Origin of the sequence: Roseobacter sp. (genome assembly GCF_024639605.1) — a bacterium.
Lineage (GTDB): Bacteria > Pseudomonadota > Alphaproteobacteria > Rhodobacterales > Rhodobacteraceae > Roseobacter.
Genome location: NZ_JAHEHZ010000141.1, coordinates 1 through 8929, shown reverse-complemented (window position 1 = coordinate 8929; position 8929 = coordinate 1). Strand labels below are relative to the sequence as shown.

Here is an 8929-nt window from a genome sequence, read left to right as displayed (position 1 = left end):
CGTCTTCCTGCCAGGCAAAAACACCGGCGTTGGGGCGGTCCACATCGGGCAGGAATTTGCCAAGAGCCTCAACCGTCTCGACGCCCGCACTTTCCAGCGCATCAAACCCATAACGATGATAGACCCCGGCGATTTTGTGCAGCATTTCAGTGCGCTGAGTGACCTCGGCACCAAAATAATCGCGAAAGCCTTTGGGCGTCTCGGCCTTCGGGCGGGGGGTCTTCTTTGGCTTGCCCATGGGATTCCCTTTGTGGCAGGTTTCGCGCGCGGTCTAGCGGATGGGGCTGCGTGAGACAAGCGCGGCGCGCACCGCTCTTTTCGAACCCCGGGCCCCATGCTAGAGCCCTGAGCGGACCGGAGGATGCCCATGACCCGACAGATGGAAGAACAGATCGCCCACCTGACCCGCACGGTTGAGGAACTCTCGGACGTTGTGGCCCGGCAGGAAAAGGAAATCACCACCCTGAACCGGCGTGTGCACATGCTGATGCAGCGCGAAGGGCAGCGTGACGCCGAACAGACCGGCGGCGTGGTCATGGGCGATGAACGCCCGCCGCATTACTGATCAGATATCTTCGACCTCGAGCACGCCCTGCAGCGATTTGATCGCCCCTTTGATCTGCGGACTGACGGCGAACTCCTGACCCAGATCGACCTCAACTTCGCCGGGCAGACCCGGATCCATCAGGCAAAGCTGCACCGGGCCGCGCCCGGCCCCGCGCGCGGCCTGTGTCGCCCCCGCGAGCACACTGGCGACCGAGGCCACCGCGTCGGGGTGTTCAACAAAAACCCGCAGACCCATACCACCGGCGTCGGCTGCCACCGTATCAATCGGCGTGACCGAACGCGCAAGAAGCTTGAGCTGATCCGCCTCCAGGGTTGCCTCGACACCCACGACAACCTTTGATCCGGTCTCCAGATGCTCACGGAATTTCTCAAGTGCTTCGGAGAAAAGCGTGACCTCATAGGCGCCCGTGGTGTCGGACATCTGACAAAAGGCAAACCGGTTGCCGCGCGCCGATTTGCGCTCCTGACGCCCCGCCACGATGCCAGCGATCCTGGCGTTGAGCGGACCGCGCGCAGCCTTTTCCAGGATCTCGTCCAGGGTCAGCACGTTTTTGCGTTTGAGCGGGCCCATATAATCGTCGAGCGGATGGCCGGAGAGATAAAAGCCCACCGCTTTGAATTCTTCGGCCAGCCGTTCTGCCGGCAGCCAGTCGTCCACGGGCTGCAGACGCGGCTCGGGCAGGTCCTCGCCGGCTTCCCCGAAAAGCGAGACCTGGTTTGAGGCTTTCTGCTCATGGATCGCCGCCGAATACCCCACCAGAGCATCAAGCGCTGCGTAAACACGCCGCCGGTTGCTGTCGAGCTGGTCAAAAGCACCGGAGCGGGCGAGCATTTCCAGCGGACGCTTGCCCACGCGTTTGAGATCGACCCGGCGGGCAAGATCATAGAGCGTGGCAAAGGGCCTCGGGCCCCGCGCCTCGACAATCAGTCGCATGGCCTCGACGCCCACATTTTTCAGCGCACCAAGCGCATAGACCAGCGCGCCCTCTTCGACCCTGAACGTCGCATCCGAGCGGTTCACGCAGGGCGGCACCCATGGCAGTTCAAGCTGTTTGCGTACCTCTTCGAAATAAACCGCCAGCTTGTCGGTGAGGTGGATATCGCAGTTCATCACGCCGGCCATAAATTCTACCGGATGATTGGCCTTGAGCCACGCGGTCTGATAGCTGACCACCGCATAGGCGGCCGCGTGGGATTTGTTGAAGCCGTAATTGGCAAATTTTTCGAGGAGGTCAAAAACCTCGGTCGCTTTTTTCTTCTCGACCCCGTTTTCCATCGCGCCCTTTTCGAATTTTGGGCGCTCTTTGGCCATCTCTTCGGCGATCTTTTTACCCATCGCGCGGCGCAGAAGATCAGCACCGCCAAGGCTGTAGCCGGCCATGACCTGGGCGATCTGCATCACCTGTTCCTGATAAACGATAATGCCTTGTGTTTCCTTAAGAATATCGTCGATCAACGGGTGAATGGATTCCAGTTCTTTCTGACCATTCTTAACCTCGCAATAGGTCGGGATGTTCTCCATCGGTCCGGGGCGGTAGAGCGCCACAAGGGCCACGATGTCCTCGATGCAGGTGGGTTTCATGCGCTTCAGCGCATCCATCATGCCCGAGCTTTCCACCTGGAAAACCGCGACCGTTTTGGCACTGGCATAGAGCTTATATGAGGCCTCATCATCCAGCGGTATGGTGGCAATATCGTCTTCCAGGCCTTCGGGCGGGGCGAAAAGCTCAGTGCCGTCAGCAGCGATATGAAGATGGCGCCCGGAGGCCTTGATCTGATCGACGGCGTTCTGGATGACCGTCAGCGTTTTCAGCCCGAGAAAGTCGAATTTTACCAGACCCGCCTGCTCCACCCATTTCATGTTGAACTGGGTTGCCGGCATGTCAGAGCGCGGATCCTGGTAAAGCGGGACCAGCTGATCCAGTGGCCGGTCTCCGATCACGACACCGGCGGCGTGGGTCGAGGCGTTGCGCAAAAGTCCTTCGACCTGCTGGCCATACTCCAGCAGCCTTGCCACGACCTCTTCGTTGCGCGCCTCTTCGCGCAGACGCGGCTCATCCGCGAGCGCCTTTTCAATGCTCACGGGTTTTACGCCCTCGACCGGGATCATTTTCGACAGCCGGTCCACCTGGCCGTAAGGCATCTGCAGCACCCGACCGATATCGCGAACGGCGGCTTTGGACAGCAACGCGCCAAAGGTGATGATCTGCCCCACCTTGTCGCGGCCATACTTGTCCTGGACGTAGCGGATAACCTCTTCGCGCCGGTCCATGCAGAAATCGATGTCGAAGTCCGGCATGGAGACCCGTTCGGGGTTCAGAAAGCGCTCAAAGAGCAGGTTGTAGCGCAGCGGGTCAAGATCCGTGATGGTCAGCGCATAGGCCACCAGGCTGCCGGCACCCGAGCCGCGGCCCGGCCCGACGGGGATGTCTCCATCCTTGGCCCATTTGATAAAATCGGCAACGATCAGAAAATAGCCCGGAAAGCCCATGCCTTCGATGATGCCGAGCTCGAATTCAAGGCGTTTTTCATACTCTTCGACGCTGGTGGCATGGGGGATAACGGCGAGCCGGTCTTTCAGACCGGCCTCTGCCTGGCGGCGCAGTTCCTGCACCTCGTCATCGGCAAACTTCGGCAGGATCGGATCCCGACGATATGCCTGAAAGGCGCAACGCTTAGCGATTTCGACAGTGTTTTCAACGGCCTCCGGCAGATCCGCAAAAAGCGCGACCATCTCAGACTGTGACTTGAAGTAATGCTGTGCGGTCAGCCGCCGGCGCGTATCCTGCTGATCAACATAGGCGCCGTCGGCAATGCAGATCAGCGCATCATGCGCCTCATACATTTTCGCATCGGGGAAATAGACATCATTGGTGGCCACCAGCGGCAGATCCATCGCATAGGCCATCTCGATGAAGCCTCGCTCGGTAAGGCGCTCGGCCGCGGGCTGACCGTCTTCGCCGGGATGGCGTTGCAGTTCCACATACAACCGGTCGCCGAAGGCCTCCTTAAGATCCGTCATCAGCGTCTGAGCCGCAGCGTGCTGACCGGCCTGCAGCAATCGCCCCACCGGCCCGTCAGGTCCGCCGGTCAGACAGATTACATCGCCCGCATGAGACCGGAGTTCCTCCAGCGTCATTTGCGGCAGTTGCCCGCGCTTGTCGATATAAAGGCACGAGTTCAGCTTCATCAGATTCTCATAGCCGGCTTCGGACTGCGCCAGCAGAACCACGGGCGCCGGGGCTGCCGGCTTTTCACCCGGGCCGGTTACCACATAGGTAAGATCGGTCTGACAACCGAGAACGGGCTGCACGCCGGCATCCGACATCGCCACGGAAAACTCCAGCGCAGCAAACATATTGTTGGTATCGGTCAGCGCCATTGCGGGCATGCCCGCTTTGCGGCAAAGCGCGGGCAGCTTTTTCAGCCGCAATGCCCCTTCCAGCAGCGAGTATTCGGAATGGGTGCGCAGGTGAATGAATCGGGGATCGGTGCTCATATCAGGACCGTAAATGACACGCCCGGCACCCGCCAGAGCGTTCCGCACGACGCTCTGTTTTTTCAGCACCGGGGGACGCGGCGGCTCGAAGATTTCCCCTTTTCCCTTGCCAAGTGACGCGCCCCGCGCATAGCTTCGGACCCGGTATTGCCTGTCCTGTGTTCTACGCCGCATCGAACACCGGACGCGAAGGGGGCATGGTACTGCGGCGGATCTGACGAAATGAACATTACGTTTCGCCTGAACGGAGAAACACTGGCGCTGACCGATGTGGCGCCGACCACGACCCTGCTGGACTGGCTTCGTGAAACCCGTGGCCTGACCGGCACCAAGGAAGGCTGCAACGAAGGTGACTGCGGTGCCTGCACCGTCATGGTCACGGATGAGGCGGGCGCGCGGGCGCTCAACGCCTGCATTCTGTTCCTGCCACAGCTTCAGGGAAAATCCGTGCGCACCGTCGAAGGCATTGCCGGACCCGACGGCACCCTGCACCCGGTGCAGGAGGCGATGGTCGGCCATCACGGATCGCAATGCGGCTTCTGCACACCGGGGTTCATCGTCACCATGGCCACGGCGCACCTGAACGGTCGCACAGATCATGATGTGCAACTGGCCGGCAATCTCTGCCGCTGCACGGGCTATGCGCCGATCATCCGCGCCGCAGAGGCCGCGGCCGGCTCCCCCGTACCGGAGCACATGCGCGATGCCCCGCCGCCTCCGGCCGAAAAGCCGACCGTCGCTGAGGCTACGGGCAGCGGCGGGAATTCCCCCGCCGCGTTTCAGCCGGCTGACAGTGATGCGCTCGCGCAGTGGTATGCCGACAACCCCGATGCCACACTGGTTGCAGGTGCCACGGATGTCGGTCTCTGGGTCACCAAGAATTTTCACGATCCGGACCAGATCGCCTTCCTGAACGGCTGCGCGGACCTGCAGGGCGTGAACGTCACTGCGGATGAGATTCACATCGGTGCGATGACGACGCTGACAGCACTGGAACCTGTCATGGAAGATCTGCACCCGTCGTTTGCCGCGATGATCCGGCGATACGGCTCCGTACAGGTGCGCAATGCGGCAACCATCGGCGGCAACATTGCCAATGGCTCTCCCATCGGGGACGGGCCGCCGGCTCTCATCGCGCTGGGGGCGACCCTGCATCTGCGGCAGGGCGACAGGCGGCGCAGTATACCGCTCGAAGACTTCTTTCTCGCCTATGGCAAACAGGATCGCCGCGCTGGCGAATTTGTGGAAAAAATCACCGTTCCCCGCCAGCCCGACCGGCTGCGCTGCTACAAGCTCTCCAAACGCTTTGATCAGGATATCTCGGCGGTCTGCGGATGTTTCTCAGTTCAGGTAGAAGGCGGAACAGTCAGCCGTGCCCGCATCGCGTTCGGCGGAATGTCCGGCACCCCGCAACGCGCCATCGCGACCGAAAACGCGCTGACCGGACAGCCCTGGACACAGGACACTGTGCGCAGGGCCATGGCCGCAATGAGCACTGATTTCACGCCCATGTCCGACATGCGCGCCTCGGCTGACTACCGTATGCAAACCGCGCGGAATATGCTGCTGCGCTGCTGGCATGAAGACGCTGGCACGCCGGTCAGCGTTCTTGAGGTGCGGCCATGAGTGTCGCAAAGCCACTGCCGCACGATTCCGCACCGCTGCATGTGACGGGGGCCGCACGCTATGTGGATGACATTCCGATGCCGGCCGGCACATTGCATCTTGCCTTCGGACTCAGCGACATCGCCGCCGGGCGGCTCTTGTCGCTCGACACCGGGCCCGTGCGCGCGGCCCCCGGTGTCGTCGCGGTCATCACGGCGGCTGATCTGCTCTTTGAAAACGATGTCTCTCCGTCCAGTCACGATGAACCGCTGCTTGCGGAAGAGGCCATCAGCTATCTCGGGCAGCCGCTCTTTATCGTTGTAGCCACCTCGCACCTGTCTGCCCGGCGCGCGGCACGCATCGCACAGGTCGAAACAGAGGCTGAAGACCCGATCCTGACCGTGGAAGAGGCTCTGGCCCGGAACAGCCGTTTTGAGGAGGGCCCGCGGGTCTATGGCCGTGGTGACGTGGCCGCAGCGATCGAAGGTGCTGCGCACCGGCTCACCGGAAGACTGGAGATCGGCGGGCAGGAGCACTTTTATCTGGAGGGGCAGGCGGCTGCCGCGCTGCCTCAGGACAACGGCGATATGGTGGTGATGAGCAGCACACAGCACCCCACCGAAATTCAGCATAAGGTTGCTGAGGCCATCGGCGTGCCCATGCATGGCGTGCGTGTTGAGACACGCCGGATGGGCGGTGGTTTCGGCGGCAAGGAAAGCCAGGGCAATGCGCTTGCGGTGGCTTGCGCTGTGGCGGCGCGCGCCACCGGGCGTCCGTGCAAGATGCGCTATGATCGCGATGACGACATGGTCATTACCGGCAAACGTCACGACTTTCGCATTGAGTATGAGGTCGGCTTTGACGACAACGGCGTGATCGCGGGCATCGATTTCACGCACTACACGCGCTGTGGCTGGGCGCAGGATCTGTCGCTGCCGGTGGCGGATCGCGCGATGCTGCATGCTGACAACGCCTATTTCCTGCCGGCGGTGCGGATCACCAGCCACCGGCTGAAAACCAACACACAAAGTGCGACCGCCTTTCGCGGGTTCGGCGGGCCTCAGGGTATGCTCGGGATCGAGCGGGTCATGGATCACATCGCCACCCGCCTGGTCAAGGACCCTGTCGCCGTGCGGCGCTGCAATTTTTACGGCGGCGGCGGAACGGAGCCGCGGAACCTGACGCCCTACGGTCAGCAAGTCACGGATTTCATCCTGCCCGATCTGATGAGCCGCCTTGAAGAGACCGCAGGTTACACTTCACGCCGCGCTGCCGTTGCAAGCTGGAATGCTGAAAACGCGATCCTGAAGAAAGGCATCGCTCTCACGCCGGTAAAGTTCGGGATCTCCTTTACGCTGACGCATCTGAACCAGGCGGGCGCGCTGGTGCATGTTTATCAGGACGGGTCCATCCACCTCAATCACGGTGGCACCGAGATGGGACAAGGACTTTTCCAGAAGGTGGCCCAGGTGGCTGCAACCCGTTTCGGCGTGGATATATCGGCGGTGCGGATCACCGCGACCGACACCGGTAAAGTGCCGAACACATCCGCGACAGCGGCGTCGTCGGGCAGTGATCTGAACGGCATGGCGGTTCAGAACGCCTGCGACACCATCCGCACGCGTCTGGCAGACCTGATGGCCGGGCGGCACCAGACGCTGCCTTCGGAGGTTATTTTCAAAGACGGCAAGGTGCATGTTGGCAGTGCCACGTACAGTTTTGCCGAGGTCGTCGCCGAGGCTTATGTCGCACGCATCAGTCTCTCGGCTACCGGGTTTTACAAAACGCCCGATCTCGCCTGGGACAGGATCAAAGGCGAAGGCCGGCCGTTTTTCTACTTCGCCTACGGAGCTGCGGTAACCGAGGTGGTGATCGACACGCTGACCGGCGAAAACCGGATCCTGCGCGCGGATATCCTGCACGATGCCGGCGCGTCGCTGAACCCTGAGATCGACATCGGCCAGATTGAAGGGGGCTATGTGCAGGGTGCGGGATGGCTGACCACCGAAGAGCTGGTCTGGGACGACAAAGGCCGGTTGCGCACTCATGCGCCCTCTACCTACAAAATACCCGGCTGTTGTGACCGGCCGGACATCTTCAACGTCGCCCTCTGGGATGCGCCCAATAACGAAGCAACGGTGTACAGGTCCAAAGCTGTAGGCGAGCCGCCTTTGATGCTGGGCATCTCTGCGTGGTCCGCACTGTGTGATGCCGTACAATCCTGCGGCGAGACCTATGCGGATCTGCAGGCTCCGGCCACAGCGGAAGAAATCCTGGCAGCCGTCGGCCGCGCGGGCGGCGGAGGTGCCGACTGATGTCCTTTGACCGCGAGGCCCTGATTGCCGCCTGTGTCGCCCGGGGTGTCGTGGCGCGGATCGTGGTGGCCTCTGTCGCCGGGTCCGCCCCGCGCGAAACCGGGGCCGCGATGCTGGTGTGGCAGGACGGGCAGTCCGGCACGATTGGCGGCGGCGCGCTGGAGCATTCGGCGACGCTGGCCGCACGGGCCGCTCTGACGCCCGGCCACCGTGACCTGAGCCGCCACGCGCTGGGTCCCGACCTGGGCCAGTGTTGCGGCGGCGCGGTACAGGTGCTGACAGAGGTCTATGACGAAGCATCCGCGCGGGCCCTGCCCGAAGACGTAATCATGCGCGGCCCCGGCGCGCCGCCTCTGGCGGTCTCGCGCCTGCGCGCCCGGATCCGCACGGGCCAGCCGGTTCAGACAATGCTGACCGGCAACTGGTTTGTAGAGCCGGTATCGCGACCGGAACGCGCGGTCTGGATCTGGGGCGCGGGACATGTCGGGCGCGCGCTTGCGCAGGTCCTGGCCCCCCTGCCCGGCACAAGCGTTTCCTGGGTGGATACCGCAGCGGACCGTTTTCCCGGGGACGTTCCCGAGGGGGTTACAGTTGTACCCGCCGCCAACCCGGCGCTGATGGTCCGGCATGCGCCGCTCCACGCGGAACATCTGATCGTGACCTTTTCTCACGCGCTGGATCTGGAGCTTTGTCACCGGCTGCTCGCACATGGCTTCGGCTTTGCAGGGCTGATCGGATCGGCCACCAAAAGGGCGCGGTTTCACAAACGTCTGGCAGCCCTCGGGCACAGCCCGCAAAGCATTGCGCGCCTTACCTGCCCGATCGGTCAGCCGGATCTGGGCCGTGATCCGCAGGCGATTGCAATCGGGGTGGCCGCGCAGATGCTGCAGCCCGCGAGATCCGGCACGAAACCATTGAAAGACAGCGCATGACACCACTTCTG

General features: G+C 62.3%; 5 protein-coding genes and 1 pseudogene. 4 read left to right on the top strand and 2 right to left on the bottom strand.

Annotated features, from left to right (window positions below; all coding sequences use genetic code 11):
- Nucleotides 1-238 (bottom strand): annotated as a pseudogene (locus Q0M35_RS15250) (histidine--tRNA ligase); the annotation flags it as partial.
- Nucleotides 239-367: 129 nt separating this feature from the next.
- On the opposite strand from Q0M35_RS15250, the gene Q0M35_RS15245 reads away from it, so the two are divergent.
- A complete protein-coding gene (locus tag Q0M35_RS15245; RefSeq protein WP_295316801.1) occupies nt 368-565 on the top strand; it encodes a SlyX family protein in 198 nt (65 codons plus the stop codon).
- Here Q0M35_RS15245 and dnaE read toward each other — a convergent pair whose 3' ends face one another.
- Nucleotides 566-4066, bottom strand: a complete 3501-nt coding sequence (dnaE, locus tag Q0M35_RS15240) for a DNA polymerase III subunit alpha (RefSeq protein ID WP_295316799.1) — start codon at nt 4064-4066, stop codon at nt 566-568. It lies immediately after the preceding gene.
- Between the two features lie 222 nt (nt 4067-4288).
- On the opposite strand from dnaE, the gene xdhA reads away from it, so the two are divergent.
- The 3 genes from xdhA to xdhC are packed head-to-tail and all read left to right on the top strand — an operon-like array spanning nt 4289 to nt 8918.
- On the top strand, nt 4289-5692 hold the full coding sequence (xdhA, locus tag Q0M35_RS15235; RefSeq protein ID WP_295316797.1) for a xanthine dehydrogenase small subunit: 1404 nt from the start codon (nt 4289-4291) through the stop codon (nt 5690-5692).
- Nucleotides 5689-7986: a xanthine dehydrogenase molybdopterin binding subunit gene (gene xdhB / locus Q0M35_RS15230; RefSeq protein ID WP_295316796.1), complete on the top strand. Its 2298-nt coding sequence runs from the start codon at nt 5689-5691 to the stop codon at nt 7984-7986. Before xdhA ends, xdhB begins: the two co-directional genes overlap by 4 nt.
- Nucleotides 7986-8918 carry a xanthine dehydrogenase accessory protein XdhC gene (gene xdhC, locus Q0M35_RS15225; RefSeq protein ID WP_295316795.1) on the top strand — a complete coding sequence of 311 codons (933 nt, stop codon included), beginning with the start codon at nt 7986-7988 and terminating at the stop codon, nt 8916-8918. Before xdhB ends, xdhC begins: the two co-directional genes overlap by 1 nt.
- Nucleotides 8919-8929: the final 11 nt, after the last annotated feature.